At 65.1% G+C, this 26,889-nt stretch carries 25 protein-coding genes, 1 tRNA gene, 3 rRNA genes and 9 pseudogenes; 4 read left to right on the forward strand and 34 right to left on the reverse strand.

Annotated features, from left to right (window positions below; genetic code table 11):
- Positions 1-174: 174 nt before the first annotated feature.
- The 18 genes and pseudogenes from K0H76_RS00895 to K0H76_RS00980 form a co-directional block, all read right to left on the reverse strand.
- Entirely contained in the window at positions 175-933 is a 759-nt protein-coding gene (locus tag K0H76_RS00895) for a hypothetical protein (RefSeq protein ID WP_258934125.1), read from the reverse strand.
- Positions 894-1,319 carry a Wzz/FepE/Etk N-terminal domain-containing protein gene (locus tag K0H76_RS00900; RefSeq protein WP_258934126.1) on the reverse strand — a complete coding sequence of 142 codons (426 nt, stop codon included), beginning with the start codon at positions 1,317-1,319 and terminating at the stop codon, positions 894-896. The genes K0H76_RS00895 and K0H76_RS00900 overlap by 40 nt, the downstream gene beginning before the upstream one ends.
- Before the next feature lie 7 nt (positions 1,320-1,326).
- On the reverse strand, positions 1,327-1,761 hold the full coding sequence (locus K0H76_RS00905; protein ID WP_258934127.1) for a sugar transferase: 435 nt from the start codon (positions 1,759-1,761) through the stop codon (positions 1,327-1,329).
- Complete coding sequence (locus K0H76_RS00910; protein ID WP_258934128.1) at positions 1,755-2,522, reverse strand: hypothetical protein; 768 nt, start codon at positions 2,520-2,522, stop codon at positions 1,755-1,757. Before K0H76_RS00910 ends, K0H76_RS00905 begins: the two co-directional genes overlap by 7 nt.
- A 281-nt stretch (positions 2,523-2,803) precedes the next feature.
- Positions 2,804-3,019, reverse strand: coding sequence for a hypothetical protein (locus tag K0H76_RS00915; RefSeq protein ID WP_258934129.1), 216 nt, complete (start codon positions 3,017-3,019; stop codon positions 2,804-2,806).
- Between the two features lie 210 nt (positions 3,020-3,229).
- Positions 3,230-3,709: a glycosyltransferase family 2 protein gene (locus tag K0H76_RS00920; protein ID WP_258934130.1), complete on the reverse strand. Its 480-nt coding sequence runs from the start codon at positions 3,707-3,709 to the stop codon at positions 3,230-3,232.
- Between the two features lie 380 nt (positions 3,710-4,089).
- Positions 4,090-4,166, reverse strand: a tRNA-Pro gene (locus K0H76_RS00925).
- 120 nt (positions 4,167-4,286) lie between these two features.
- Positions 4,287-4,400 (reverse strand): 5S ribosomal RNA (rrf, locus tag K0H76_RS00930).
- A 221-nt stretch (positions 4,401-4,621) separates the two neighbouring features.
- Positions 4,622-7,710 (reverse strand): 23S ribosomal RNA (locus K0H76_RS00935).
- Between the two features lie 451 nt (positions 7,711-8,161).
- Positions 8,162-9,687 (reverse strand): 16S ribosomal RNA (locus K0H76_RS00940).
- Together the 16S, 23S and 5S rRNA genes with 1 tRNA gene alongside form the textbook arrangement of a ribosomal RNA operon.
- 397 nt (positions 9,688-10,084) lie before the next feature.
- Positions 10,085-11,479, reverse strand: a complete 1,395-nt coding sequence (locus K0H76_RS00945; protein WP_258935296.1) for a hypothetical protein — start codon at positions 11,477-11,479, stop codon at positions 10,085-10,087.
- A 110-nt stretch (positions 11,480-11,589) separates the two neighbouring features.
- Positions 11,590-12,000, reverse strand: a complete 411-nt coding sequence (locus K0H76_RS00950; protein ID WP_258934131.1) for an RNA methyltransferase — start codon at positions 11,998-12,000, stop codon at positions 11,590-11,592.
- A 93-nt stretch (positions 12,001-12,093) separates the two neighbouring features.
- A complete protein-coding gene (locus K0H76_RS00955; protein WP_258934132.1) occupies positions 12,094-12,438 on the reverse strand; it encodes a hypothetical protein in 345 nt (114 codons plus the stop codon).
- Positions 12,439-12,565: 127 nt separating this feature from the next.
- Positions 12,566-14,007, reverse strand: a pseudogene (gene cysS, locus K0H76_RS00960) (cysteine--tRNA ligase).
- Positions 14,008-14,030: 23 nt separating this feature from the next.
- Positions 14,031-14,534, reverse strand: a pseudogene (ispF, locus tag K0H76_RS00965) (2-C-methyl-D-erythritol 2,4-cyclodiphosphate synthase).
- 87 nt (positions 14,535-14,621) lie between these two features.
- Positions 14,622-14,804: pseudogene (locus K0H76_RS00970) on the reverse strand (2-C-methyl-D-erythritol 4-phosphate cytidylyltransferase); the annotation flags it as partial.
- Positions 14,805-15,069: 265 nt separating this feature from the next.
- Positions 15,070-15,279, reverse strand: a pseudogene (locus K0H76_RS00975) (NTP transferase domain-containing protein); the annotation flags it as partial.
- 91 nt (positions 15,280-15,370) lie between these two features.
- Positions 15,371-15,855, reverse strand: a pseudogene (locus K0H76_RS00980) (CarD family transcriptional regulator).
- Positions 15,856-16,047: 192 nt separating this feature from the next.
- Between K0H76_RS00980 and K0H76_RS00985 the strand changes: the two are divergent.
- From K0H76_RS00985 to ugpC, 3 genes and pseudogenes are all read left to right on the forward strand, one after another.
- The gene (locus K0H76_RS00985; protein ID WP_258934133.1) at positions 16,048-16,617 is read left to right on the forward strand and encodes a hypothetical protein; all 570 of its coding nucleotides are present in this window, start codon (positions 16,048-16,050) and stop codon (positions 16,615-16,617) included.
- Positions 16,614-16,760, forward strand: coding sequence for a hypothetical protein (locus tag K0H76_RS00990; RefSeq protein ID WP_258934134.1), 147 nt, complete (start codon positions 16,614-16,616; stop codon positions 16,758-16,760). The genes K0H76_RS00985 and K0H76_RS00990 overlap by 4 nt, the downstream gene beginning before the upstream one ends.
- 227 nt (positions 16,761-16,987) lie before the next feature.
- Positions 16,988-18,129: pseudogene (gene ugpC, locus K0H76_RS00995) on the forward strand (sn-glycerol-3-phosphate ABC transporter ATP-binding protein UgpC).
- Positions 18,130-18,458: 329 nt separating this feature from the next.
- Here ugpC and K0H76_RS01000 read toward each other — a convergent pair.
- From K0H76_RS01000 to K0H76_RS01075, 16 genes and pseudogenes are all read right to left on the reverse strand, one after another.
- The gene (locus K0H76_RS01000; protein WP_258934135.1) at positions 18,459-18,731 is read right to left on the reverse strand and encodes an FtsX-like permease family protein; all 273 of its coding nucleotides are present in this window, start codon (positions 18,729-18,731) and stop codon (positions 18,459-18,461) included.
- A complete protein-coding gene (locus K0H76_RS01005; protein ID WP_258934136.1) occupies positions 18,683-19,093 on the reverse strand; it encodes an ABC transporter permease in 411 nt (136 codons plus the stop codon). Before K0H76_RS01005 ends, K0H76_RS01000 begins: the two co-directional genes overlap by 49 nt.
- Positions 19,090-19,674, reverse strand: coding sequence for a hypothetical protein (locus K0H76_RS01010; RefSeq protein ID WP_258934137.1), 585 nt, complete (start codon positions 19,672-19,674; stop codon positions 19,090-19,092). The genes K0H76_RS01005 and K0H76_RS01010 overlap by 4 nt, the downstream gene beginning before the upstream one ends.
- Positions 19,644-19,856 (reverse strand): hypothetical protein, encoded by a 213-nt coding sequence (locus K0H76_RS01015; protein WP_258934138.1) that lies wholly within the window; start codon positions 19,854-19,856, stop codon positions 19,644-19,646. The genes K0H76_RS01010 and K0H76_RS01015 overlap by 31 nt, the downstream gene beginning before the upstream one ends.
- 62 nt (positions 19,857-19,918) lie before the next feature.
- Positions 19,919-20,296: a hypothetical protein gene (locus K0H76_RS01020; protein ID WP_258934139.1), complete on the reverse strand. Its 378-nt coding sequence runs from the start codon at positions 20,294-20,296 to the stop codon at positions 19,919-19,921.
- Between the two features lie 14 nt (positions 20,297-20,310).
- Positions 20,311-21,000, reverse strand: a complete 690-nt coding sequence (locus K0H76_RS01025) for a hypothetical protein (protein ID WP_258934140.1) — start codon at positions 20,998-21,000, stop codon at positions 20,311-20,313.
- 60 nt (positions 21,001-21,060) lie between these two features.
- Positions 21,061-21,739 (reverse strand): annotated as a pseudogene (locus tag K0H76_RS01030) (ABC transporter ATP-binding protein).
- A 167-nt stretch (positions 21,740-21,906) separates the two neighbouring features.
- Positions 21,907-22,575 (reverse strand): annotated as a pseudogene (locus K0H76_RS01035) (response regulator transcription factor).
- A gap of 2 nt (positions 22,576-22,577) precedes the next feature.
- Positions 22,578-23,411, reverse strand: a complete 834-nt coding sequence (locus tag K0H76_RS01040) for a sensor histidine kinase (protein ID WP_258934141.1) — start codon at positions 23,409-23,411, stop codon at positions 22,578-22,580.
- Entirely contained in the window at positions 23,305-23,808 is a 504-nt protein-coding gene (locus K0H76_RS01045) for a hypothetical protein (RefSeq protein WP_258934142.1), read from the reverse strand. The genes K0H76_RS01040 and K0H76_RS01045 overlap by 107 nt, the downstream gene beginning before the upstream one ends.
- 177 nt (positions 23,809-23,985) lie before the next feature.
- Positions 23,986-24,159 carry a hypothetical protein gene (locus K0H76_RS01050; protein WP_258934143.1) on the reverse strand — a complete coding sequence of 58 codons (174 nt, stop codon included), beginning with the start codon at positions 24,157-24,159 and terminating at the stop codon, positions 23,986-23,988.
- Between the two features lie 27 nt (positions 24,160-24,186).
- Positions 24,187-24,309: a hypothetical protein gene (locus tag K0H76_RS01055; RefSeq protein WP_258934144.1), complete on the reverse strand. Its 123-nt coding sequence runs from the start codon at positions 24,307-24,309 to the stop codon at positions 24,187-24,189.
- 56 nt (positions 24,310-24,365) lie between these two features.
- On the reverse strand, positions 24,366-24,767 hold the full coding sequence (locus K0H76_RS01060; RefSeq protein ID WP_258934145.1) for a hypothetical protein: 402 nt from the start codon (positions 24,765-24,767) through the stop codon (positions 24,366-24,368).
- A gap of 60 nt (positions 24,768-24,827) precedes the next feature.
- Positions 24,828-25,067 carry a hypothetical protein gene (locus K0H76_RS01065; protein WP_258934146.1) on the reverse strand — a complete coding sequence of 80 codons (240 nt, stop codon included), beginning with the start codon at positions 25,065-25,067 and terminating at the stop codon, positions 24,828-24,830.
- Between the two features lie 172 nt (positions 25,068-25,239).
- Positions 25,240-26,123 (reverse strand): annotated as a pseudogene (locus tag K0H76_RS01070) (carbohydrate kinase).
- A 90-nt stretch (positions 26,124-26,213) separates the two neighbouring features.
- Positions 26,214-26,441: a rhodanese-like domain-containing protein gene (locus K0H76_RS01075; RefSeq protein ID WP_258934147.1), complete on the reverse strand. Its 228-nt coding sequence runs from the start codon at positions 26,439-26,441 to the stop codon at positions 26,214-26,216.
- A 2-nt stretch (positions 26,442-26,443) separates the two neighbouring features.
- Between K0H76_RS01075 and K0H76_RS01080 the strand changes: the two genes are divergently transcribed.
- On the forward strand, positions 26,444-26,803 hold the full coding sequence (locus tag K0H76_RS01080; protein WP_258934148.1) for a hypothetical protein: 360 nt from the start codon (positions 26,444-26,446) through the stop codon (positions 26,801-26,803).
- Positions 26,804-26,889 lie beyond the last annotated feature (86 nt).

Raw genomic sequence — 26,889 nt, forward strand, 5'->3', positions numbered from 1 at the left:
AGCAGGGCGGCGTCGGCGATCTCCAGGCCGGGGGCGCATCGATGAGGACGACGTCCGCGAGGCCTCGCAGACGCTCCATGATGGAGGGCATGCTCTCCCCGGCGAGCAGGTCACCGGGCTGGCGGCGAGGCGCCCCGGACGCGAGCAGGCGAAGGTTCTCGAACTCTGTGGGGATCAGGCGCTGCTCGATCTGCTCGGAGGCGTCGTCGTTCTCGAGCGCTTCGGCGAAGCCCGGGCTCTCCGGCTCCGCGCCGAAGAAGCTCGCGAGCCCCAGGCGGCGCAGGTCTCCGCTGACCAGGAGGACGCGGCGTCCGCTGCGTGCGATGGAGACCGCGAGGTTGGCGATGAGGAATGATTTGCCGTCTCCGGGACTGGGGCTGGTGATGACGATGGCGGGGCGGCGCTGCGGGTATGCCACCTGAAGGGAGGTGCGCAGGCTGCGGATGCTTTCGTTGAACGGGGAGGGCGTGGGATCGGCCAGGGAAGGGTGGCCTCGCCTCTGCGGCGGCGGATGGCGGGCACCTCGGCGAGGAGGGGCTTGCCGGTCTGGCTCTCCATCGCTTGGGAGCTGCGCAGCCGATCGTCGAACTGTTCGCGCAGCAGCGCAGCGCCGGCGTAAACGATGAGGCCGCACACCGCGCCGATGATCAGCAGAAGGTACGGCTCCGTCCCCAGCGGCCGCCCCGGGGCGGCGTCCTCCATGAGGACGGCGGGCGGTCCGGCCTGTTCGAGGAAGGTCGTCTGGCTTTCGATGCTCACCACCTCGGTGAGGGCCTGGGTCAGCTGCTGCTGGGCGAAGAGGTCCTCGGAGTCGTCGGTCGCGGCCTCCAGCGCTTCATCCCTGTCAGTCTGGGCGCCCTCAAGCTCATCCTCGAGCTGCCCCTGGTGCTCATTCATCTGCTCCTCGAGGTGTGCGACGTAGGCCTGGGCCACCGCGTCTGCCTTCTGCTGGCTGGCTTCCGGGGTGGGGCCTCGCTGGTGACGGCCAGGCGCAGGGCCCGCGTGCCTTCCATCAGGGTGGCGACGGTCCCGCTGCGCAGCGTCTCCACGGTCTCCCCTGAGGCAGCTGATGCCTGTTCGAGCACCTCCTCGGAGGTGACGAAGAAGGTGTCCAGGTCCAGGTCCATGCCCGGATATCCGGCCTCTCCGCCTTCCAGGGACTGGGAGGCGGCACTGCTGAATCGAAGGATGGTGGTGGATTCGTAGCTCTGTTCGGTGAGTGCGGCGTAGACGCCGGCGGCACCGGTGATGAGCAGGGCAGTGACGAGCACGGTCAGCCATCGCTGCCGGATGATGCCCAGAACGTCTTTGAGTGTCATGGTTTCCTCAGTAGGCCCCGGCGCCGACGGTGACGGCCCGGAGGGTGCGGAAGATGATGCCGATGTCTGATGAGAGCGACCAGTTCTCCACGTAGTAGAGGTCCAGCCGGACGCTGTCCTCCCAGGAGAGGTCGGAGCGGCCTTGGATCTGCCAGAGGCCTGTGATGCCGGGTTTGACGAGGAGGCGGCGGTGGTAAGCGTCGTCGTATTCGTCGACCTCTGATGCCAGGGGCGGACGGGGCCCGACGATGGACATGTCGCCGCGCAGCACATTGATGAACTGCGGGAGCTCGTCCAGGCTGCATCGTCGAAGCAGCCGACCGGTGCGGGTCACTCGAGGGTCGGCCTTCATCTTGAACAGCACGTCGTTGCCTTCGGACTGCTCGAGCAGCAGGTGCTTCTGCGCCTCGGCGTCAACCACCATGGAGCGGAACTTCAACATGGTGAAGCGTGTGTGCTTGAGCCCCACACGTTCCTGCCGAAAGATGGCGCCTCCGGGGTGTCTCTGCGCACTGCCCATGCAATGACCGCCAGCACGGGCATCAGGGCGCAGAGGGCGAGGAGCGAGAACCCGATGTCGAAGGTGCGTTTGGTCAGGGCCGCCGAGCCGGAGAGACGGGGATAGTCCACCTGCACGAGGGAGAGCCCTGCCACCGGCAGGGAGTGCAGGCGCGGTCCGCCGACGTCTGTCAGGGAGTGTGCGGCGATGACGTCGACGTCGAGTGCGGAGAGCTCCCACCCGAGTTCGCGCATCGTTCTGGGGTCGAGTGCGTCGGCGCTGGTGAGCAGCACGGTGTCGGCACCGGAGGCGGTGACGGCGTCGAGGATGCTGGCGACGGTGCACTGGGTGTCTGTGTCGATCACGGTGAGTCCGGCGCCTGGGCGGGCTCGACGAATCTGTTCGAGGGCGTGGCTGACTTTGGTGGGCTCCCCGGCGAGGACTGCGCGTCGGTCCCATAGGCCTGCGGCGCTGTGGACGGTGAGTCTGCGGCGCCACAGCCATCGGGTGATGAGCAGCAGTCCCAGGCCGAGGGGCAGGGCGAGGATGAGGTAGCCCCTGGATATCTGCCATTGGGCAGCGAATGCGATGATCGCGAGGAGGCCGAAGACAGCGAACGTCGCTTGGGCGACTCGGCGGTATTCGACTGCCCCGCTGCCGATGATCCTGCGGTTTCTGCTGGCGACGGCGCTGAGCGCTCCCATCCACAGGACGAGCAGGATGAGGAGACGGCCCAGTGGTCCTGGCCGAACCAGGTGAGGGGACCTGGGGGCACTTCGTCGGGGACTGCTGCTCGGTCGGGCCAGATGTCGGTGAAGCGCACTGTGCGGGCTGTGACGAGGGCGATGATGATGCTGAGCAGGTCGGTGGCGAGGAGTCTGCGTCCGTATGCGTGCTGCCAGCTTCTGGTGCGGGCGGCTCCGCGAGGGTGTGCGGGGTGCCACTGTCCTGGGCTGGGGCGGCCGCGTCGGGGCGGGAGAGGGTGTCACTCATGGGTGTGGCCCTTGTGGCGGCCGAAGTACATGAGACCTGCGAGCCCGATCATGGCGGCGGTGGGGTGGGCTCCGGAGTACATGCCTTTGAGCAGGTGCTTGGCGCCCAGGGCGAGGGCACCGGATTCGAAGGCTCCTCGGGCGATGACGGAGGTGGTGAAGTCTCCGCGCGCTCGGTCGGAGACGGTGGCGGGAGGCTCTGCAGCCATGAGAGCGAGTCCTGCCAGCTGGATGCGCGGGAGTCGGCTGCTCCGCGGGGTCGGGGAAGACTCGGACGAGGACTTCGTCGAGCTGGGAGATGTGGACGCTTACTTCTTGGAGTCTGACGAGCCAGTCCCAGTCCTCTTGGTGGACGAGGGTGTCGTCCCATGGGACCCATTCGGCTGTCTCGCGGTGGCAGATGAGGGTGGAGGCGGGCATCAGGCATCGTCGGAGCCGGACGGTGGAGCGGTCCATGACGTAGTTGCCGATGGGGTGCCGGGGACGTAGAGCCGCTCGGGTGTGATGCGGCTGGTCTGCTGCACTCGGAGGCTCCGGGAGGAGATGACTGTTGTGCCCCATGTGGCGGTGGCTTGGCGGAGCGCGTCCAGCTGCGTGTGGGTCTTGTGGGAGACCCAGGCGTCGCGTTCGTCGAGGAAGGCGACGTACTCGGTGGTGGCGGCTTCGACGCCGATGTTGCGTGAGGCGGCGAGCCCTTCTTCTCCGCGGGTGGTGATGAGTCGGTAGTGCAGCCCTGCGAGGCGTCGGCGGATGCTGGTCTCTGCTTGGGGCTTGTCGAGGACGATGAGTGGGGTGACGGGGATGGTCTGTCGGGTGACTGATTGGACGGCGTTCTTCAGTCCGAGCCATCCGGTGGAGACGATGATGGCAGTGACGGGAGTGTCGGTGTGCTTCGTCACTGGTGTGGCCCTCTCGGGGAGCGAGGGCGTCGTGCGTCTGCCTCGAGCGGCTGTGCGGTGACAACCACCCCCGTGCAGTAGATGACGCACAGAAAGGTCCGCAGGATCATTGCGAGATGCCCCTTGAGCTGCTGGTAGTCGGTAGTGCGCATCGGGCTGATGTGCCAATTCCACTATCCTCGTGCGTTCGGCTCGCACCAAGCTTCTGCGGGGTGAACACTAAGGATCACCCGGGGTGATCGGGGTGCTTGGGGTGACGCCGTGGGGTGATGGCGCCAGCTGGGGGTGATTTTCTGCGGAGCGTGCGGTGGTGGCGCGGGCACAGGAAGAGCCCGGCGTCGGGGTTCCGACGCCGGGCTCTTTCTGTGGGTGGTGATGGGTGGTCGGGGTGACAGGATTTGAACCTGCGGCCTCCTCGTCCCGAACGAGGCGCGCTACCAAGCTGCGCTACACCCCGGGGCGCTGTGCTCAGTTGTTTATCCTACAGGGTCTGTTTGTGGTGGAGCTAATGCGTGGGGACGCGAAAAAGGCCCCCGTGCTGCTTCTTTGCAGCTCGGGGGCCTTTTCTTGAAGAGATGTCCGGCGGTGACCTACTCTCCCACACCGTTACCAGTGCAGTACCATCGGCGCTGTGGGTCTTAGCTTCCGGGTTCGGGATGGGACCGGGCGTTTCCACGCTATGACCGCCGTAACCCTAGACCAAACCACCCCCACATACCGGGGGTTTGGAAACCTATAAAGGGTCACAACACGTGACACTATTCAACTATCACCCCCAGGTGGGGGGTCGTGCAAACCACCAGCCACCCCCAAAGAACTGGGGGTCAGGCGGGTGGGGTTTGTTGGTCAGGGACCGCAGAGTGGACGCGTAGCACACAGTGTTCACACCTATTGAGTGAAACGTTGTGGTGGTGGTGTAAGTGGTCGGCTTATTAGTACCAGTCAGCTTCACGCATTGCTGCGCTTCCACATCTGGCCTATCAACCCCATCATCTATAGGGAGCCTTCACACATTGAATGTGATGGAGATCTTATCTTGAAGCTTACTTCCCGCTTAGATGCTTTCAGCGGTTATCCATCCCGAACGTAGCTAACCAGCGGTGCACTTGGCAGTACAACTGGCACACCAGAGGTTCGTCCGTCCCGGTCCTCTCGTACTAAGGACAGACCTTCTCAAATCTCCTGCGCGCGCAGCGGATAGGGACCGAACTGTCTCACGACGTTCTAAACCCAGCTCGCGTGCCTCTTTAATGGGCGAACAGCCCAACCCTTGGGACCAACTCCAGCCCCAGGATGAGACGAGCCGACATCGAGGTGCCAAACCATCCCGTCGATATGAACTCTTGGGGAGGATCAGCCTGTTATCCCCGAGGTACCTTTTATCCGTTGAGCGACGGCCCTTCCATACGGTGCCGCCGGATCACTAGTCCCAACTTTCGTTCCTGCTTGACATGCCTGTCTCACAGTCAAGCTCCCTTGTGCACTTACACTCGACACCTGATTGCCAACCAGGCTGAGGGAACCTTTGGGCGCCTCCGTTACTCTTTGGGAGGCAACCGCCCCAGTTAAACTACCCACCAGGCACTGTCCCTGGACCCGATCAGGGCCCGAAGTTAGATGATCCACAACACCAGAGTGGTATTTCAACGATGACTCCACCAGCACTAGCGTGCCAGCTTCACAGTCTCCCACCTATCCTACACAAGTGATGCGAATCACCAATACCAAGCTATAGTAAAGGTCTCGGGGTCTTTCCGTCCTGCTGCGCGTAACGAGCATCTTTACTCGTAGTGCAATTTCGCCGAGTTCACGGTTGAGACAGCGGGGTCTCGTTACTCCATTCGTGCAGGTCGGAACTTACCCGACAAGGAATTTCGCTACCTTAGGATGGTTATAGTTACCACCGCCGTTTACTGGGGCTTAAATTCTCCGCTTCGCCCACAAGGGGCTAACGGGTCCTCTTAACCTTCCAGCACCGGGCAGGAGTCAGTCCGTATACATCGTCTTACGACTTCGCACGGACCTGTGTTTTTAGTAAACAGTCGGACCCCTGGTCTCTGCGGCCACCACACCCTTTCGGAGCACGTCCTAATAGGCGAGTGGCCCCCTTCTCCCGAAGTTACGGGGGTATTTTGCCGAGTTCCTTAACCGTGATTCTCTCGATCGCCTTGGTATTCTCTACCTGACTACCTGTGTCGGTTTAGGGTACGGGCGGCTTGAACCTCGCGTCGATGCTTTTCTCGGCAGCATAGGATCACCGGATCCCCACCCGAGGTGGGGGCCCATCAAATCTCAGCCTGTATGACTGGCGGATTTACCTACCAGTCGGCCTACATTCTTAGACCCAGACAACCATCGCTGGGCCCGGCTACCTTCCTGCGTCACACCTGTTAATACGCTCGCTAGACCACTTCAGGTCCCACGCTACTGACTGCCGCGAAGCCCCAAAAGGGGCAACTGCAGCAGCGTTCGGGTGGTTAGTATCAGCGGGTTCGCGTGGGCGGTTCTTCGCCGGTACGGGAATATCAACCCGTTGTCCATCGACTACGCCTGTCGGCCTCGCCTTAGGTCCCGACTAACCCAGGGCAGATTAGCTTGACCCTGGAACCCTTAGTCATTCGGCGGACACGTTTCTCACGTGTCTTTCGCTACTCATGCCTGCATTCTCACTCGAACAACCTCCACCACTAGCTTCCGCTGCGGCTTCACCGGCTTGCTCGACGCTCCCTACCCATCCAGGACGAACCTGAATGCCACGGTTTCGGCGGTGTGCTTGAGCCCCGCTAAATTGTCGGCGCGGAATCACTTGACCAGTGAGCTATTACGCACTCTTTCAAGGGTGGCTGCTTCTAAGCCAACCTCCTGGTTGTCTAAGCAACTCCACATCCTTTCCCACTTAGCACACGCTTAGGGGCCTTAACCGGTGGTCTGGGCTGTTTCCTCTCGACGATGAAGCTTATCCCCACCGTCTCACTGCCGCGCTCTCACGTCTCGGGCATTCGGAGTTTAGCTGACGTCAGTAACCTTGTAGGGCCCATCGGCCATCCAGTAGCTCTACCTCCCGGACGAAACACGCGACGCTGCACCTAAATGCATTTCGGGGAGAACCAGCTATCACAGAGTTTGATTGGCCTTTCACCCCTACCCACAGCTCATCCCCCCAGTTTTCAACCTAGGTGGGTTCGGTCCTCCACGCGCTCTTACACGCGCTTCAACCTGGCCATGGGTAGATCACTCCGCTTCGGGTCTAGACCCAGCAACTAAGACGCCCTATTCAGACTCGCTTTCGCTGCGGCTTCCCACACGGGTTAACCTCGCTACTGAGCACTAACTCGCAGGCTCATTCTTCAAAAGGCACGCCATCACACCAACCAAGGGTGCTCTGACGGATTGTAGGCACATGGTTTCAGGTACTCTTTCACTCCTCCCGGGGTACTTTTCACCATTCCCTCACGGTACTGATTCACTATCGGTCAACAGGATGTATTCAGGCTTACCAGATGGTCCTGGCAGATTCACACACGATTCCTCGAGCCGCGTGCTACTCGAGAACCCAGATCAGCTAGGCGGAACGCATGTCAACTACGGACTCACACCCTCTACGGTGAAGGACTCAACCTTCTTCGTCTATACGCCCGCACCTCAACTGCCAAGACTGGTAGATCTTGGACACTGGGCCTCACAACCCCATCACGCAACCCCTACCAGGTATCACACGTGATGGGTTTAGCCCCATCGGCTTTCGCTCGCCACTACTCACCGAATCACTTTTGTTTTCTCTTCCTGACGGTACTGAGATGTTTCACTTCCCGTCGTTCCCCCAAACCGCCTATACATTCAGCGGCTGGTCGCGCACCATAACAGTGCACGGGGTTTCCCCATTCGGACATCCTGGCCTCAACGCTCGGTTATCAGCTCCACCAGGCTTTTCGCAGATTCCCACGTCCTTCATCGGCACCTGTTGCCAAGGCATCCACACATGCGCCCTTAAACACTTACACCCACTACACATAGCGATGTAAGCCACCAAACGACACATCAACGCACCAACCCCCAATCGGAGCTAAGCGCGCAGACGAACACTCAACAAAAAATTGCAAACAAAGATGCTCGCGTCCACTATGCAGTTCCCAAACAACAACCCCCACAGCCACCACCACACCAGACACGGTGCAGCAGACCTGCTGCAGAAGCACGATCCAAAAGGACGCCAACCAAACGGCTGCGGCCTCAGGACCCAACAGTGCGCCAAACACCAACCAGCAGACACCAGCCGCAGACCCTTCCAACACACTCCAAAGAGCACGCGTACTAAGCAACTGCGGCCAACACCACCAGCCGGTGACCACGACAAAACGTGGTATTCGTTGATATTCCACCCATGAGCAAACCCCGGGACACCACATTCGGATGCCACAACGGGGCGGCCGCGACTCGCAGCCAGCTCCTTAGAAAGGAGGTGATCCAGCCGCACCTTCCGGTACGGCTACCTTGTTACGACTTAGTCCCAATCGCCGGTCCCACCTTCGACCACTCCCCACAAGGGTTAGGCCGTGGGCTTCGGGTGTTACCAACTTTCGTGACTTGACGGGCGGTGTGTACAAGGCCCGGGAACGTATTCACCGCAGCATTGCTGATCTGCGATTACTAGCGACTCCAACTTCACGGAGTCGAGTTGCAGACTCCGATCCGAACTGAGACCGGCTTTTAGGGATTAGCTCCACCTCGCGGCATCGCAACCCACTGTACCGGCCATTGTAGCATGCGTGAAGCCCAAGACATAAGGGGCATGATGATTTGACGTCGTCCCCACCTTCCTCCGAGTTGACCCCGGCAGTCTCCCATGAGTCCCCGGCACTACCCGCTGGCAACATAGGACAAGGGTTGCGCTCGTTGCGGGACTTAACCCAACATCTCACGACACGAGCTGACGACAACCATGCACCACCTGTGAACCAGCCCCGAAGGGAAACCATATCTCTATGGCGATCCGGTCCATGTCAAGCCTTGGTAAGGTTCTTCGCGTTGCATCGAATTAATCCGCATGCTCCGCCGCTTGTGCGGGCCCCGTCAATTCCTTTGAGTTTTAGCCTTGCGGCCGTACTCCCCAGGCGGGGCACTTAATGCGTTAGCTACGGCGCGGAAAACGTGGAATGTTCCCCACACCTAGTGCCCAACGTTTACGGCATGGACTACCAGGGTATCTAATCCTGTTCGCTCCCCATGCTTTCGCTCCTCAGCGTCAGTAACAGCCCAGAGACCTGCCTTCGCCATCGGTGTTCCTCCTGATATCTGCGCATTTCACCGCTACACCAGGAATTCCGGTCTCCCCTACTGCACTCTAGTCTGCCCGTACCCACCGCACGATCCGGGTTAAGCCCGGATTTTTCACGGCAGACGCGGCAAACCGCCTACGAGCTCTTTACGCCCAATAATTCCGGATAACGCTCGCGCCCTACGTATTACCGCGGCTGCTGGCACGTAGTTAGTAGGCGCTTCTTCTGCAGGTACCGTCACAAAAAGCTTCTTCCCTGCTGAAAGCGGTTTACAACCCGAAGGCCGTCATCCCGCACGCGGCGTCGCTGCATCAGGCTTTCGCCCATTGTGCAATATTCCCCACTGCTGCCTCCCGTAGGAGTCTGGGCCGTGTCTCAGTCCCAGTGTGGCCGGTCACCCTCTCAGGCTAGGCTACCCGTCAAAGCCACGGTGAGCCACTACCTCACCGTCTAGCTGATAGGCCGCGAGCCCATCCAAGACCGCATAAAGCTTTCCACCACCACCCATGCGAGCGATGGTCACATCCGGTATTAGACCCAGTTTCCCGGGCTTATCCCGAAGTCAAGGGCAGGTTGCTCACGTGATACTCACCCGTTCGCCACTAATCCGCTCCCAGCAAGCTGGAAGCATCATCGTTCGACTTGCATGTGTTAAGCACGCCGCCAGCGTTCATCCTGAGCCAGGATCAAACTCTCCATTAGATGAATAGTTGATCTGGCATGTTACGTCTGACCACACGGGGTGTGGTAGCGTAACTACCAATAAATAAATTGGTATCAACAAATTTGGCACACTATTGAGTTCTCAAGCAGCAATCGCTGTCGACACCACCGGAAACTTTGTTTCCGGATCGCTCCGAAGCAACTTTTCTATCTTACCTGACTCCCTGGCGGAGTGTCAACTCCGCTTTTCCGAGTCATTCTAGACAGGGTTTGGATCTAAGTGATCCTAGATCGCCTCAAGCTTTCTGCCTATCGGCTGTGCTCTGTGGCGCGGATAGAAACTTTATCTCATCTCCGCACCCCGTGCAACTCCGGATTTCTCCGGGTTTATGGGGCCGCTCCGAAGAGCGTGTGTATGACTCTATCTGTGCCGAGCTCAGTTGTCGACCTGGAGCAGCATGCTCGGTCGAAAGACCCACTGGCCGCGCCAGCGACGGAAGAGATCCAGTGCTTCTGTGAGCATGGCAGCGCGGAAGAACACGCTGTCCACGCCCGCCGAATCGGCGTCTGACTCCCGATAGCCGGACAGAAACGCCTGGGTGAACTCTTCGTACCACTGGCCGAAGTTCACCGGCTCGGCCGGCGCATCGCTCTGGCCCTCCTGCTCAGCCTCGGCGGCCTCCTGCTCGGCTGCCGCCCGCAGGATCTCCGGAGTCTCGGCCGCCACGCTCATCACCGCATCTGCTGCGGAGATCAGCACCGTCACCACGTCCCGCAGGCCCAGTGCGTGGGACATCAGCCCTTCGGGCTCACGGATCACCCACGCGTCTCCTGCGGTGCGATGCAGGTGCTCCGCGCCGAGGTCACCGTGGATCTGCTGAAGCATGAGCGGCTCGTCGGCATCGCGAAGCTGCATCCGCATCATGTCGATGACCTCGTTGAGATCCGCCGCCTCGTCATCGTCGAACTCGCTACGGACCTGCTCCCACTGCTGGGTGAGAGTGGACTGAACGTTGGCGGTCATGATGCGCAGCTGCTCCTGCGTCTGCGGGTGCGCGCCGAAGGAGCCTGCCAGATCCGCGTGGAAGGTGCCGACCGCGCGGCCTGCTGCCCGTGCGCTGTCGCTGAGATCGTCGCCCGCCTGCAGCGCCCGGCGGATGATGGACGTGCCATCGGGCCCGGAGATCCCGGCCTCGCGAATGACGCCCAGAATGCCGGAGACCCAGTACCCCGCGTCGTCCGCATCATCCTTCTGCTTCCATGCGCCGTCGATCGTCCCCAGCACCTTGGGGATGACTTCGCAGTTGGCCTCGCTCAGGGTGATCAGAGATTCGAGGAGCTCATCCTGCTCCCCTGCGGGCCGGCGCAGCAGGTCCATGACGATTTCGTCGCGATCATGCTCGCCCTGCGAGTCGGCATGCTCTCGACGCACGATGGAGCGGGTCACACCTTCCTTGGGAGCGTCCGCGCCCGCGCGCCGCAGCTCAAGGGTCCAGGGCGAGCCGAACGCGAAGCCAGCGTGGGCACGGCCGCGCGACCGGCCGTTGCGGCTCCCCTGCTCTCGCCGGGCCATCTCGATCCATGCCGCCAGGAACGCCCGGTCTCCGGCCCCGTCGTACACCCAGAGCTCACCGTGCTCGGGCGAGGTCAGCTTGCCGATGAAGGCCGACTTTCCGGCCATGGCCGAAGGCCGGGAGCGCAGCGCCACGGGAACGGAGATGCGGACCGGACCGTCCTGATGCGCCACCTCGAAGATATGAAGCTCCAAGAAGACCCGGCTGTCGGAGTCGCCCTCGGGGGTAGGCAGGCGAAGCCCTCCGACCCGCGTCAGGGACAGGCGTCCTCGTGGGGCGCGGAACCAAGGCTGGCGCGGCAGCCACGTGCCCAGGACCTCGAAGAAGCCCGGCTGCTCCTCACCCCGGACTCGGGGCTCATCACTGCCTACTCACGAAGAGTCGCTATCTCGTACAGGCTGATTCCGACGGCCATCGAGGCGTTGAGCGACTCTGTGGAGCCGGCGATCGGTATGGACACGATGGTGTCACAGGTCTCGGAGACCAGGCGCGACAGCCCTTTGCCCTCAGACCCGACCACGAGCACCAGCGGCTCGTCCGCCAGCTTGAGACCGGGAAGGCTTGCGTCCCCGCCGCCGTCCAGGCTTACCACGAAGTAGCCCTGCTCCTGCGCATCCTTGAGCATCTGCGTGAGGTTCTTGGCCTGGGCCACCGGCACTCGCGCCGCGGCTCCCGCCGAGGTCTTCCACGCGGTCGCGGTCATCCCCGCACTGCGCCGCTCGGGCACCACAACGCCCGATGCGCCGAAGGCTGCAGCCGCGCGGAGGATCGCGCCCAAGTTTCGGGGATCTGTGATGGAGTCGCATGCGACGAAGAGCGGGGGTGAGCGACGTGCCCCTTCTGGGCTCGCTCCAACTCGTCCCTGAGCAGGTCATGGGGGTCCGCATACTCGTACGGCTCCAGCACAAGAGCGACGCCCTGGTGCACCGCGTCGCCGGTGAAGCTGTCCAGCTGCCGACGACCTACCTCCTTGACGCGAATCCTGCTCAGCGCAGCGCTGCAGGGCCTCACGCACTCGGCCGTCGTACTCGATGTCCGTCGCCACACGCATCTCCACGGACGGAACCTGCTCAGCCAGCGCCTCTACGACCGCATTGCGTCCGGCCACAACATCGTCCGCTCCACGGCCGGAGCCTCGCACCCGCGGCTGCTGGGCAGCACGCTTGGCGTCGGCGCGCTCAGCCAGCTGCTTCTGCCGGTACGCCTTGTGATACACACGGTCCTCGGCTTTGGGCGTGGGGCCCTTGCTTACCAGCTTCCGCTTACCCTGGCCCCGGAGCCCGAGGTCGGGCCCTTCTTCTCCTTGCGGACGGCCGCGCTCTTGGGACGAGAATCCTTCGCCATCAGTCCTCCACCTTCTTCAATGTCCAGGAGGCGCCGTGCGGAGTGTCCTCCACTGCGACGCCGGAGGCGCTGGAGCCGCTCACGGATCTCGTCCGCGCGCGCATAGTCCCTGCTCCTCTTAGCTTCGGCCCGCTCCGCCAGCTGCGCTTCGACCAGCCTACCAGGGAGGCTGCCTCCAGCCCTCCCGCCGTGTCCGGCTCGGGCACGTCGGCGAGGCCCAGCACCTCGAGCATCCGCCGCACCGACGCCCCGCAGTCTGCAGCGTCATCCGTGCGGCCATCGTCCAGCGCGGCGTTGCCGGTGCGGACGGTTTCGTGCAGAGCCCCCAGAGCGGCAGGCACGTTGAGGTCGTCATCCATGGCCTCGGCGAATGCGGCGGGCAGCTCGCCGCGCACCGCAGGATCGGAGGCCGCGTGCGGGCCAGGAAGGTCTCGATCCTCTCCAGGGCCGCTTCGGCCTCCTGGAGCGAGCCTGGGCGGTAGTCGAGCTGGGAGCGGTAGTGCGCCTGTCCCAGGAAGTAGCGCACCGCTTTGGGGCGCGCCTGATCCAGCATCGTCTGCGGGGAGATGGTGTTGCCCAAGGACTTGACATCTTCTGCCCTTCGAAGGTGACCATCCCGTTGTGCAGCCAGAAGCGGGCGAACCTGTCTCCCGCCGCCGCTGACTGCGCGAGCTCATTCTCATGATGGGGAAACCGGAGGTCGAGGCCGCCGCCATGGATGTCGAAGGTGTCGCCCAGGTACTTCGTCGCCATCGCGGAGCACTCGAGATGCCAGCCCGGGCGTCCTGTGCCCCACGGCGAGCTCCATGCCGCGGTCTGCGGCTCACCCTCCTTGTGCCCCTTCCACAGGGCGAAGTCCCGCGGGTCGCGCTTGCCGCGCGGATCGGCATCCGGAGCGTCCTGCATCTCGTCCACGCTCTGCCTGGTCAGCTCGCCGTAGGACGGCCAGGAGCGGACGTCGAAGTACACGTCTCCCGATCCGTCCTCTGCGGGATAGGCGTGGCTTGCGTCGATCAGCCGCTGGACCAGAGCATGCATCTCGGTGATGTGCCCCGTGGCGCGGGGCTCGTACCGGGGCTAAGCGCACCCCGAGCGCGTCATAGGCGGAGTGGAAGGCCTGCTCGAACCGGTAGGCGAGCACGAACCAGGGCTCCGCCGCCGGATAGTCCTCACCCGGCTCGAAATCTGGTGCGGAGGAGGCGGCCGCCTTCTCGAGGATCTTGTCGTCGATGTCAGTGACGTTGCGCACCGACAGCACGTCGAACCCGCTGGCCTCGAGCCAGCGGATCAGAATGTCGAAGGCCACTGCCGATCGGACGTGCCCGACATGGGGTCGGCCCTGGACCGTTGCTCCGCAGTAGTAGAGCGACACGCGGCCGGGCTGAAGGGGCTCAAAGTCGCGGATATCCGCGGTCTTGGTGTCGTACAGTCGCAGTGCCACGTGGCAACTCTACCGTGCAGCCTTCAGGACGCAGCATAGATCAGAGCGGTGGCCGTAGCCATGATTCCCTCGCCCCTGCCGGTGAATCCCAACCCGTCCGAGGTGGTGGCCGCCACGGAGACCGGAGCCTGCGCCGCTCGGGTGAGAGCGGCCTCCGACTCCTCGCGACGCGGCGCGAACTTCGGCCGATTCGCCACGAGCTGGATGGAGATGTTCCCTATCGCATAGCCGGCGCCCCGCACCAGGTCGGCTGCCTGCTCCAGCAGCCGCACTCCGGATGCGCCCTCCATGTCCGCCCGTGCGGTGCCGATGGTGTCCGCGCCGAAATGCGTGCCCAAATCGCCCATGCCATGGCAGAGAAAAGAGCCGCGCAGGCCGCATGCGCCGCAGCGTCACCGTCAGAATGCCCTGCCAGGCCGCGCTCCTCGGCCATTCGAGCCCGCCCAGCATGAGCGAGCAGGGCTCGTCAGGGAGGCGAAGGCGTGAATGTCGTGGGCCACGCCGGTCCTGGGCACCACCGAGGGCACGTGCGGCCCGGATGCGCCAGTCTCGCCGAGAAGACCGCGTGCGGTGACCAGATCGGTGGGCGTGGTGATCTTCAGTCCGCGCTCATCTCCCGGCACCACGACGACGCGGTGGCCCAGGTGCTCTGCGGCCATCCCCTCATCAGTGATCTGCTCCGCCTGCCTGTCATCCAGGTCGGCCAGGTCCTTGCGGATCCGCTGCAGCACCTCGAGGGAGAAGCCCTGCGGAGTCTGGACGGCGCGCAGCCTGGCGCGCGGCGGCGTCGCCTCCACGGACTCCTCGTCCTGCCCATCGGAGGAACGGATCTGTTTGATGGTGTCGGCGACAGGAGACCCGGCACCGCAGCAGCTGCTCCTGCTTCGACGGCGTGCGTGACGCGGCGGTACACATCGGAGGGGGTGAGAGCGCGCGCAGCGTCGTGGATGAGCACGGCGGTGCGCTCCGGATCCCACCCCTGAGATCGTGCGTGCTCCTCGACTTGGTGCACCCTTCGGCCACGGACGCTGCCCTGCTGGCACCGCCTGCGGTGAGGCGCACGTCAGCTCCGATCCGCGCTGCGAGCTCACCGCGCAGGTCGGGGAGCCGCTCAAATCCTGATGCGTCCGAGGGCACGACGATGACCACGACGCCGAAGCCCAGCGGCTCGGTCACCGCGTCGAGCGCGTGCTCGAGGATGCTGCGCCGACTCAGGGGCACAGCGGCCTTGGGCAGGGCATGCCCAAGGCGCGTTCCGGACCCGGCGGCCACAACAATGAGCGCCCGGCGATGGGCTGACGACGTCAGGCCACCCTCCGGGCGCTCGAAAGATGCGGTATTCAATTGGGGGAGACTGCGGGTCTCAGGCCTTGTTGGCGAGGACGTCGTCCAGCAGCTTCTCGGCTCCTCCTCCAGGTCCCTGGCCAGGCGCAGCTCAGACACCAGGATGCGGCGTGCCTGCGACAGCATCCGCTTCTCGCCTGCGGAGAGTCCGCGGTCGTTCTCGCGGCGCCACAGGTCACGCACGACCTCGGCGAGCTTGTGGATCGACCCTGAGGCCAGCTTCTCCACATTGGCCTTGTACCGCCGGGACCAGTTCGTAGGCTCCTCGGTGTGCTCGGCCTGAAGGAGGCCGAAGACCTTGTCCAGGCCCTCCTGGTCCACAACATCCCGGACCCCGACGAGGTCTACGTTGTCCGCGGGGACCTTGATGGTCAGATCGCCTTCCGATACGCGAAGGGTGAGGTAGGTCTTCTCCTCGCCCTTGAAGGTCCGCATCTCGACCTCTTCAATGGTGGCTGCACCGTGGTGCGGGTATACAACTGTCTCGCCGACTTCGAAATTCATGTATTTATTCCCTTTCCCGGACCCAACTTTAGCACGCCGACGGGCAGTACGGCGTGTCATAGCCGGGGATCATTGGTACTCAGCATAAGGTTCGCGCCGCAATCTTTCTTCTACAAAGCGTAGAAGGCGCGGCGAATGAAGTACCCTGGAAAGGACGCCGAACACGCACCTCTTACAAGGAGAGACGCACCTGTGAAACCCGCTCCTTCCGCTACGGGCACTGGTCGCCTGCGCCGCGCAGCCATGGGCTTCGTCGCTGCCGCAGCGGTCATCAGCACCGCTGGCTGCAGCGCCAGCAACTACATGGCCACCACCCACCAGTACTCCGGCTCCGACGGCGTGCGGGCCGACATCGGAGAGGTTCAGTTCCGCCACATCATGTTCGTGGCCAACGAGCAGGGCGGCGATGCACGCCTCCTCGGCGCGGTGAACAACCGAACCGGTGACGATGTCTCCATCGAGATCGAAGCCGCAGGCGACGCCTTCACGTTCGACTTGGCCCCGGAGAGCTGGCCAACCTGGAGCACGACGAGGAGTACATCGTCGAGTCCATCGAGGCCGCACCCGGCTCCAACCAGCAGACCACCATCAGCGTGGACGGCGAGGAGCAGGAGATCGGAGCGACCGTCAAGGACGGCGCCCTGGAGGAGTACCGCGCCTACGCCATGGAGCTCGACGGCTTCGACGAGGAGTCAAGCCTTGCCCACCTGGACCACTGCCCCGTCACGTGGGGAAGCGGCGCCGCGCACGACCCGCACGTGAGCCAGGCTGAGATCGAGGAGCTCTGCTCCGACTTCATGATCGAATACGCCGAGCAGCGAGAGGGCCCCGGACACCTCGGCGCCGACGAGGACGACGACCTCGGCTTCGACGCCGAGGAAGAGGGCACCGAGATGCAGGACTGACGCTCCAGCCACAGCCTCACAGGGGACCCCGCCTGCGGACGGGGTCCCCTTTCTCTGCCTCGCCGAACCCGCACCGGGCCTGAGGACTTCTGCACCACGGATGGACTTAATCGCCCAAAATGTGGTGTGATTCACATGTCAGGGCACGATGGTCATGGACGATCGGCCCGGACAGTTCACCTTCACTACGGATCGTCGGGCACGTACCTGCCCGTGAAAGGGAAGCAATGGCCTCCGTGACCTATGACCTCGCGAGCCGCGTCTATACGCCCGGCGCGCGCCCCGCCATCAACCAGCTGGACCTGAGATCGCCGACGGCGAGTTCCTCGTCCTCGTCGGGCCCTCCGGCTGCGGCAAGTCGACCGCGCTGCGCATGCTCGCCTACCTCGAAGAGATCAGCGAAGGCCGAATCCTCATCGGCGGGGAGGACGTCTCGCACGTGTCCCCAAGGACCGCGACATCGCCATGGTCTTCCAGAACTACGCCCTCTACCCCCACATGTCCGTCTCGGAGAACATGGGCTTCGCCCTGAAGATCGCGGGCGTGTCCAGGAGGAGCGCGCCGAGCGCGTGCACAAGGCCGCCGAGATCCTGGACCTCGTCCCCTACCTGGACCGCAAGCCCAAAGCGCTCTCCGGAGGCCAGAGGCAGCGAGTAGCCATGGGGCGGGCCATCGTCCGCTCCCCAAGGTGTTCCTGATGGACGAGCCGCTCTCCAACCTGGACGCCAAGCTGCGCGTCCAGACCCGTACGCAGATCGCCGCCCTGACGCGTGACCTCAAGACCACCACGGTCTACGTCACCCACGACCAGGTGGAGGCCATGACGATGGGCGACCGGGTGTGCGTCCTCAAGGACGGCGTCCTGCAGCAGGTCGACTCGCCCCGCAACCTCTACGATGAGCCCGCCAACGTGTTCGTCGCCGCTTCATCGGCTCCCCGCGATGAGCCTGTTCAAGACCACTCACGACGGCAGCAGCGTCAGCCTGGGCGAAGATCGGCTGCCCATTCCGGGCAGCTCGCTCACCAAGGCCAACACTGACGAGATCATCCTCGGCGTGCGGCCTGAGGATATGGCCCTCTCTGAGGATGGGTCGGGCATACCCATGGTGGTGGACGTCGTCGAGGAGCTCGGCGCAGACGCCTACATCTACGGCAACCCGCAGGGGATCAGCACCTTCCAGCCCGTGATCGTGCGAGTCAACGGCCGCAGGCCTCCCGCCAAGGAGAGACCGTCCGGCTCAAGCCCCAACCCGACGCGGTGCACCTGTTCGACATCGAGACAGGCCTGCGCCTCAACGGCGAACCGCCCGTGGGCACGCCCCACGCGCAGCTGGCCGACGTGGAGGCGCTCGCGGAGGCGGACGGATAGCCCGCACTCATCAGCGTTTCCACAGAGCGCAAGAGGGGCCCGCCGGTACCGGCGGGCCCTCTTCGTGTGCTGATCAGTGCTGAGTGCTCAGAGGAGCACGACGATCAGGATGATGACGAGAATGATGGTCAGAATACCGCCACCGATGTAGATTCCACCGCCCATTGCGATCACTCCTTACATATTTGGATCTAAAGGTCCGCTGTAACGAACACTGGTGTGAACGCCATGACCCCACGCAACCCTGCCTAACTGCACACTTGCTGAAAGGATGCTCGACGCATCGTATGAATCGTGCAGTAAGCGCACTTTGAACCGTCCGCAAGGGCTCAGGCTGCCAGTCCCTGCGCAGGACGGACCTTCGACATCCGGCGGGCGGGCAGCCACGCCGCGAGCAGAGCGGCCGCCAAAGCTGCCAGCCACACCGCGCCCATGCGCAGCCACGGAATCTCCAGCGTCACGACCCAGTCCGGCCGGGGCGCCACTGACGCGACGCCTGCCCAGCCGAACAGCGCACCCAGAGCGGAGCCCACGATGAGCGCCGCCGCCGCCATCAGAATCGCCTCCACGCTGATGGTTCGCGCCACGGCCCGGCGGGACATCCCCACCGCCCGGAGCAGCGCCCCTCCCGACGGCGCTCAAGGACCGAGAGCGAGAGCGTGTTGGAGACCCCGATGACGGCCACCACGATGGCAGCGCCGAGCAGCCTGAGAACGATGCCCAGCAGAATGTCGACGAAGCCGACCATCGAGGCATGGGAGAGGGCGCCGTCGAAGATGACCTCCTCAGACTCCAGCTGCCCCGCCAGGTTTGCGATCTGCCCCATCGACAGGCCGTCCTGAAGTCGTACGATCAGGGCTGTTCCATCCGTGGCGGGATCCAGCGCGGCCCAGGTCTCCGAACCTTGCTGCGCCGAGATCAGCGCCGTTCCCTGGGGCAGGCCGAAGTCCTCACGGCCGGTCACGGTAATCGGCTGCCCTCAGCCTCAAGGGTCAGCGAGGAGCCCACCCCCATCTGCCCGACCGTGTCGGCACTCATGCTGATCTCACCAGGTTCCGGGAAGAAGTCCGAGTGACGCACCATGTCCGCATGTGACTGCGGGTCGGCCACCAGCACCGTGACGAGCTCACTCTCCTGTTGGTCCGCACCGGTGAGTGTGCCTTCAGCAATGCCCAGCTCTGCGGTGCTCTCAACCCTGCTGTCCTCCGCAAGCAGCTCCTGATCGGCTTCCGAGAGCCCGACAGCGATCCCATCCACCGGGAAGGACTCGTCCAGTTCGTCGTAGAGGAGCCGTTCCGCGGTGGCCGCACCGATGGTGAAGGTTGACACCAGGGTCACGCCGATCAGCAGCGCTGAGGCCGTCGCGGCCGTGCGTCCGGGAACCTGCCGCGCATTCTCGCTTACCAGGCGTGCCACCATGCCCAACCCCGGCACATGCGAGAGCACTGCTCCCAGCCAGCCGACCAGCGGCGGAATGACGAGGCGCGCCAGGAGGAGTACTCCAAGGAACATCGTCATCGCCCCCAGCACGCCCACCACCACCATCGGCAGCCCCAGGACCGGAACAGTCGCTTACCCAGAGTCCCGTCGATCTCCTCCCCGGTGCTCAGCCCGGCCCACAGCACCATCACCAGACCGGCGGCCGCCATGAGAATGCCCGCGAGGAGCCGAACCGTGGGGAATCTGGGAGCCGAAGCCGCGAGCCCCACGGGCGCCAGCGCGGCCATCGGGGACACTCGGCCCGCACGAACGGCTTACCAGACGGAGGCGAACGTCGTCATCCCCACGCCTACCACCAGCCCCACGGCAGCGGCGCGGACATCGAGTCCGACGAGGGGCAGCCCCGCATCGGCCGTGGCGTTGGCGACCACGACGAAGGCCGTTGCGCCGCCCCACCCGAGCAGGACGCCGCCGACGGCCGACGCCGCTCCCAGGACGGCTCCTCGGCGATGGTCGCCCGGCGCAGCTGGGCCGCATCCGCACCCACGGCACGGAGCAGAGCCATCGTGCGCTGACGCATGGCGACGAGCACGCTGAACGTGTTGGTGATGACAAGGATGGAGACGAAGACCGCCACGGCGCCGAAGCCCAGAGTGATCCAGATCAGGACATCCGCACTTCCGGTCTGCTGCTCGACCCACTCATCGACCACTTCCTGCTGGGTCATCACCGGCAGCGACGTCAGCTCCTGAACCTGCTCCTTGACAGCTTCCTGATCCGACGCGGCATTCTGGCCATCAGGGAGCACAACCCTGATCTCCGAAGGCGTGGGGTTGTACGGCAGCCTCTCCATGCCCCCTCAGTGAGAAGGCTCCGCGGCGACCCGGGAAGGTCAGCGATGCCGACCACCTCATAGTCCGTCTCCAGAATCCGGCCCTCAGCCTCTCCACCGCCGTTCGACTCCTCGTCGGCGACCTGGAGCGAGGCAGTCAGCGTGTCGCCGACCGAAATCCCGAACGCCTCCGCCGCCACCTCGCTGACCATCGCCTCATCGTCGGCAGAGGGAGCCTCCCCGTCCAGCATCTCGAACTCCATCGAGTCGGTCAGCTGCGAGGCCGACACCCCGAAGGGCACGCCGTCAGCCTCACGGGCGGCACTCGTCTCGAGGAAGGCGCTGCGGACCGGCTCCGCCGACGCGACGCTGTCGAGAGCCTCCACCTGCTCCATCAGGTCCTCGTCGGCGTGCCGCTCGAGCTCGGAATCCTGCTCATAGTCGTCCCAGGCGTCGGGGTCCTGCCCGTCGATCAGCGAGTCCGTCCTGATGATGAGATCGGCTCCGGCCGCCTCGGCCTCGGCCTCCTCCGCGACGCTGGCGTTGAAGCTGCCCACCAGCAGCAGCCCCGCGACGATGAACGCTGTGGAGATCGCCACGGTGATGCTTAGCTGCGATCAGCCTGCTGCCTGAGGTGCGGATATTCGCGCGCAGGATGCTCATGATCGGACCTCCAGCATCCGTGCCGCCAGCGCCTCAGCGCTGGGGCGCTCGACCACGTCGACCACCCGGCCGTCGCTGAGGATGACGACGCGGTCAGCCTCAGCGGCCGCCGAGGCGTCGTGGGTGACCATCACGACTGTCTGCTGGTATTGGTCCACCGCGGAGCGCAGCAGCCGCAGCACCTCAGCGCTGGCGGTGGAGTCCAGGTTGCCCGTCGGCTCGTCCGCGAAGATCACCGCAGGCCGGGAGACCAGCGCCCGGGCCACCGCCACCCGCTGCTGCTGCCCCCTGAGAGCTCGTGCGGCCGGTGGCCCAGACGGTCCGCCAAGCCCAGCTCTTCGGCGATCCGCTCCAAGGCGCCCTTCTCAGGAGCGGGCCCGCCCAGAGTGCTCGGCAGGAGGATGTTCTCCCGTGCCGTCATCGCAGGCACCAGGTTGAACGCTTGGAAGATGAAGCCGACGTGCTCGCGGCGAACCCTGGTGAGGCGCCGCTCATCCAGCTGCATCAGCTCCACCAGCCCGGCATCGGTGGCCAGCTGCACTGTGCCGGACTCTGCGGTGTCGAGGCCCGCAAGGACGTGCATCAGCGTGGACTTTCCTGATCCCGAGGGACCCATGATGGCCGTGAACGTCGCGGCTTAAGCACCTGAACGGAGAGGTCGTTCAGCGGCCGCACGGCCGTGTCACCGGTGCCGTAGGTCTTGGTGAGATGGGATGCGGCGAGGGCTTACTGGACGCTCGTCCGCTGAATCGTTGAAGTGGTCATGGTCCAACCCTAGGAAGCGGCTGCAGGGCACACATCAGGCCACGGTCTGAACTGGGCCTCCCTGCAGGATGAGGCGGCTAGGACCGAACAACCCCGGATTCGTAGGCGAAGACGACGGCCTGCACCCGGTCTCGCACGCCGAGCTTGGCGAGCACCTGACCCACGTGGGTCTTCACGGTGGCCTCGGAGACGAACAGCCGCTCGGCAATCTCGGTGTTGGAGTCCCCTGTGGCCATCTCCTCCAGCATCTGGCGCTCCCGCGCCGTGAGCTGATCGAGCTTCCTCTGCTGCTGGGCATCGGCAGTCCGGGGTGCCCCGCGGGCGAGAAGCGTGGCATCCAGCAGGCGTCGGGTGGTGCTCGGGGCGACGACCGCCCCGCCGCGCATCACGGTGCGGATGGAGTCCAGGAGGGTCTCGGGCTGGACGTCCTTGAGCAGGAAGCGGCAGCGCTACTCGGAGCGCCTGCAGGGCGTACTCATCGGTGTCGAAGGTGGTCAGCACGATCACCCTGGTCGAGGCCAGGGTCGGGTCGGCGGCTATCTGCTGGGTCGCCTCGAGGCCGTCCATCGTCGGCATGCGAATGTCCATGAGCACCACATCGGGATGCTGAGCGCGTGCGGCGGCGAGCGCCTCGGCGCCGTCGGCCCCTGTCCCACCACCTCGAGGTCCGGCTGGGAGTTGATGACCATCGCGAACCCTGCTCTCAGGAGAGCCTGATCGTCGGCGAGGTAGACAGTGATGCTCATGCTCAGGCACCTCTCTTCGGGGCAGGCTGGGATCCGCCCGCCACCACTTTGCGCAGCGGGAAGCGGGCGGTGAGCCGGTAGCCGCCCTGCTCGGCGGACGCGTTCAGCACGCCTCCGTAGAGACGGGCCCGTTCGGACATGCCGAGTATGCCTGAGCCGGACCCGTCCGAGGGCGCATCGGCGCCCGCTCCGTCGTCCCGGACGTCGACGACCAGCTCAGGCGTGGCCTCGGAGGCGGTGTGCTCGACGGTTACGCGCAGCTCCGCTGCGGCGTCGGAACCGCCGTGCTTGAGCGTGTTGGTCAGCGCCTCCTGGATGATCCGGTAGACGGCCAGTCCCGCGCCTTCGCTGAGGATGGGAAGGTGCTCGGGCGCGGACATCACGCGGACCTCCAGCCCTGAGGCGCGGATGTCGTCGAGCAGCTGCGGAAGCTGATCGAGGCTTGGTGCCGGTCTGCGCTGGAGGTCCTCGGAGCCTTCTCGGAGGACCCCGAGCATGCTCCGCAGCTCGCTCAGCGCCTCCCGGCCGGTGCGCCCGATGGCTTCGAAGGCCTGTTCGGCCTGCTCGGCATCGTTGCGGAGCACGTATCTGCCGCCGTCCGACTGGGCGATCATGACCGACATGGAGTGGGAGACGACGTCGTGCATCTCGCGGGCGATGCGCATCCGCTCCGCATCTGCGGCCAGCCGGGCCTCCTGCTCCCGCTCGACCTCCAGCAGGCGGTTCTTCTCATTGGTCGCCGCCTGCTCGCGGCGTCGTCGTCCGCCCAGGTCGCCGAGGGTCCATGCGCCCACGACGACGGAGGCGCAGAAGCCCGTGAGCAGGGTCCCGATCATCACGACGAAGGGCATTGCCGTGCCGAGGCCCCTGGTTCCTGCACCACGGGCCCGAACTCATCGCGGGACCACAGCACCACGTATGAGCCGACCAGGAACGCTCCCGCGAGGAGTGCCCCAGCAAGCCCCACCAGAGACTGAGCAGCGAGATGCGGCGTGACCCGTATTTGGCGCAGGCGTAGACCACCGCGGGCACGGCCAAGGAGGCCCAGCCCGGTCCCTGCAGCAGCAGGATCTGAAGCGTGCAGGCTGTGCCTGCCGCTGCGAGCGCCGTGCCCGGCCGGATGCGGCTGATGACCAGAGCGCCGATGGCGATCAGGTCGAGGACGAGCATCAGCGGCCAGCTGACGTCGGCTCCCAGCATCCCGAACTCCGGGCGGTTCCGTCCCCACGTCACCAGAGCGAGCAGAAGCAGGGGAGGCGAGCAGCAGCGAACCCACCCAGGGTCTGCTCTCGAGGAACCGGCCCAGCCGCACGTGCACCGGCGGGCGCGTCTGATGAACGGGGTGAACGGTCACCCCATAAGTCTAGGAGCGGGCGGGGCCCCTGGCCTCAGACTGTGGGATGAGACGCCTCAGGAGACGCTGTTTACCCGCCCTGCTTCCCTCACGCCTCTGCGCCTCTGCCACCTCTTCGGGGGCCATGGTCTCGAGCGCCCGCGCACCGGCTTCCCGGGGTGGGCGGCTCGATGGCGCACCGTCATCGCGGTGAAGTAGATGATGGGTCCCAGCACCGGCACAGCGGCCACCAGCACGAACCATCCTGCGGCTCTCGCTTACGAACCGTGCTTCGTCTGCACGAAGATCATCATCGCGGCGACGAACAGCGCCCCGGCCACCAAAGCGAGCCAGCGGGCCCACCAGGGGAAGAGGGGCGCGGCCGACAGCATCTCAACCATGTGCCCAGCCTAGGTGCGGAGGCTGGGCCGGACCTCCGAGAAGCGTCGGCAGAGGCTCAGGCCTCGGATGCGCTTACCGCGCTCTGAGGCCAGTGCCCGCGGGCGCGCATCACCTCAGCCAGCGCCTCCACGTTGTCCGTCACGAGACCGTCGACGCCCATGTCGAGCAGACGGTTCATCTCGTCCGGGTCGTTGATCGTCCACATGGACCTGCAGCCCTGCTCGGTGGCAGCGCCGGACGAACGCCGGGCGGACCACTCGCAGCCTGCGGTGCCGGGCAGGCACCTGAACGCAGTCGATCTCGCGCACTCCCCGGAAGAGCCGCGCGGCTCTGCCGAAGGGGCCCAGCAGCACCAGGAGCCAGGCGAGCCGCCGGTCGGCGGAGCTGGCGATCCTAGGCCCCATGAGACGGCGCGTCCGACGGCGTCGTGCATGGTCGAAGCTGGCGGCGAGGACACGGTCGTGGGCGCCGAATCTCTCGACTGCGGCGCAGAAGGGCTCGACGGCTGCGTCCTCCTTCAGGTCCACGTTGAAGTGGGTGTCCGGAAACAGCTGCAGCGCATCCTCGAAGCGCAGCAGGAGCACTCCGTGCCGTCGCTGCCCTGCACCGTCACCTGGGCCAATTCGTCCCAGGTCATGCTGCTGATGGTGCCGGTGCTGCCGGTGGCGCGGTCCAGCACGGCGTCATGGAAGAGGACGAGCACACCGTCGGCGGTGGTCCTCAGATCGATCTCGATGTACCGGAAGCCCAGCTCCACAGCCCGCCGAAGGGCCAGCTCCGTGTTCTCCGGGCCGGGCTCCCGCCACGATGGGCGAGGGCCAGGGGCCAGCCTGCCAGAGGCCCGCTCCCTGAGTTCAGCAGATACGGCACGGATCTGCGCAGATGCTTGCGGGCCCCATCCCGGCGCCCAACGCGCGCAGGCTCTGCGCTCAAGGCTGGGTCGTCTCCAGCGCAGCGGCCAGCTCGGCGGCGCTCGGCGGCTGCGCGCCGAACCGGGAGGAGGTCAGGGCAGCCGCTTGTGCGGACACTCTCAGCACGTCCTGCATCTCCTCCAGGGTGATGCTGCGCAGCGCCGCGCGATTCTCTGCGCCGAGCAGGCCGCGCTCGGACAGGCTGGACAGGGTCGCAGCCATGAAGGAGTCGCGGCGCCGACGGTGTCTGCGACCTCTACGCCGAAGACGGGCTGCTCGGCGGAGCCGCTCGCCGCCAGGGCCGTGGCCCCGGACCCGCCGCGGGTCACAGTGATCAGGAGGGCCCCAGGTCCAGCCAGGCGTGCATCGTCTCCACGTGCGTCCGCTCCGGGTAGAGCTGCTCCAGGTCGTCGACGGATGCCTGCACCACATCGGAGAGAGCGATGAACTCCTCGGCCTGACGCCGAGCCTGCTCCCGGTTCGGAATGATCGTGGGCCGGTAGTTGGGGTCATACGAGACGGTCGCCGTGCCGCGCGCCGCCTGGAGCACCGCCTTCACCGTCGAGGCGCCGGGCTCGAGCATGGACGCGATCGAGCCGGTGTGCAGGTGCGCGCGGCGGCCCGGCTGAGCGCTGAACCTCTCCTCGAGCTGGGCCGGGTCCGGCAGCGTCCAGTCGAGTTCGAACTCGTAGCTGGGCTGTCCGGTGGGATCCAGGTCGCGGCGGCGACGGAGGTGGCGCGAGAGTCAGGTCCCAGCAGGCTGGTGATCCCTGCTGACCGCAGGGAGCGGGCGATCATCCGTCCGTAGTCGTCATTGCCGCGGCGGCCTGCGAAGACCACTGGGTGGTCCAGCCGCGCCAGTCCCACGGCCACGTTCAGGGGCTGCCGCCCACATGGGCCATGGGTGGGGACGTCTCGGTGTGGACGACATCCACCAGGCACTCGCCTATGACTGCCAGGTAGCTTCTCACCCCTCTACACTACCGAAACGTTCACTGAGCCTGGCGGTAGAGCTCATAGCCGCCCATCAGATTGGCCAGCGGGAGATCGGGATTCTGCTGCCTGAACCAGTCGACTGCCTGCCTGGACCGGACCCCGTGGGCGCAGTAGAGCACCACCGGACGATCCGCCTCCGCGTCCTCGGCGCCGGGCACGCTGCCGCTGCGGGCCAGATCCCCGAGCGGCATGCGCACCGCACCCTCGATGGTTCCCCGGCCCACTCGTGGGGCTCGCGCACATCGACCAGGCCTCCGACAGCCCCGGCGGCGATGGCTTCGCGCAGCTGACGGGGCGTGAGCTCATCGTCGCGCTTGGGCTCGCCGGTGAATGGGTTGAAGTCCAGGTCCTCGGGCTCAGCATCCGCCGAGGAGTGCGTCTGCCCAGACGTCTCGGCCTCAGCCGGCGCGGGCTCGGGCGCCTCGGACGCCTGTGCAGGGCCGCCGCCGATGCCCGTGACGTCGGCTCCGATGGTCGTGACCGGCTCTCGCTGGGGGTCTGGGTTGAGGGTCAGCTCCCGGAACGACGAGGTCAGGGCGTCGTAGGTGATGACGCGGCCCAGAAGGCTCTGCCCGATGCCGCATGAGGAGCTTGACCGTCTCTGTGGCCATGAGCGTGCCGATCACTCCCGGCAGCACGCCGAGGACGCCCGCTTCGGCGCAGGTGGGAACC

The sequence above is a fragment of the Nesterenkonia pannonica genome (genome assembly GCF_019575955.1).
Taxonomy (GTDB): Bacteria; Actinomycetota; Actinomycetes; order Actinomycetales; family Micrococcaceae; genus Nesterenkonia; species Nesterenkonia pannonica.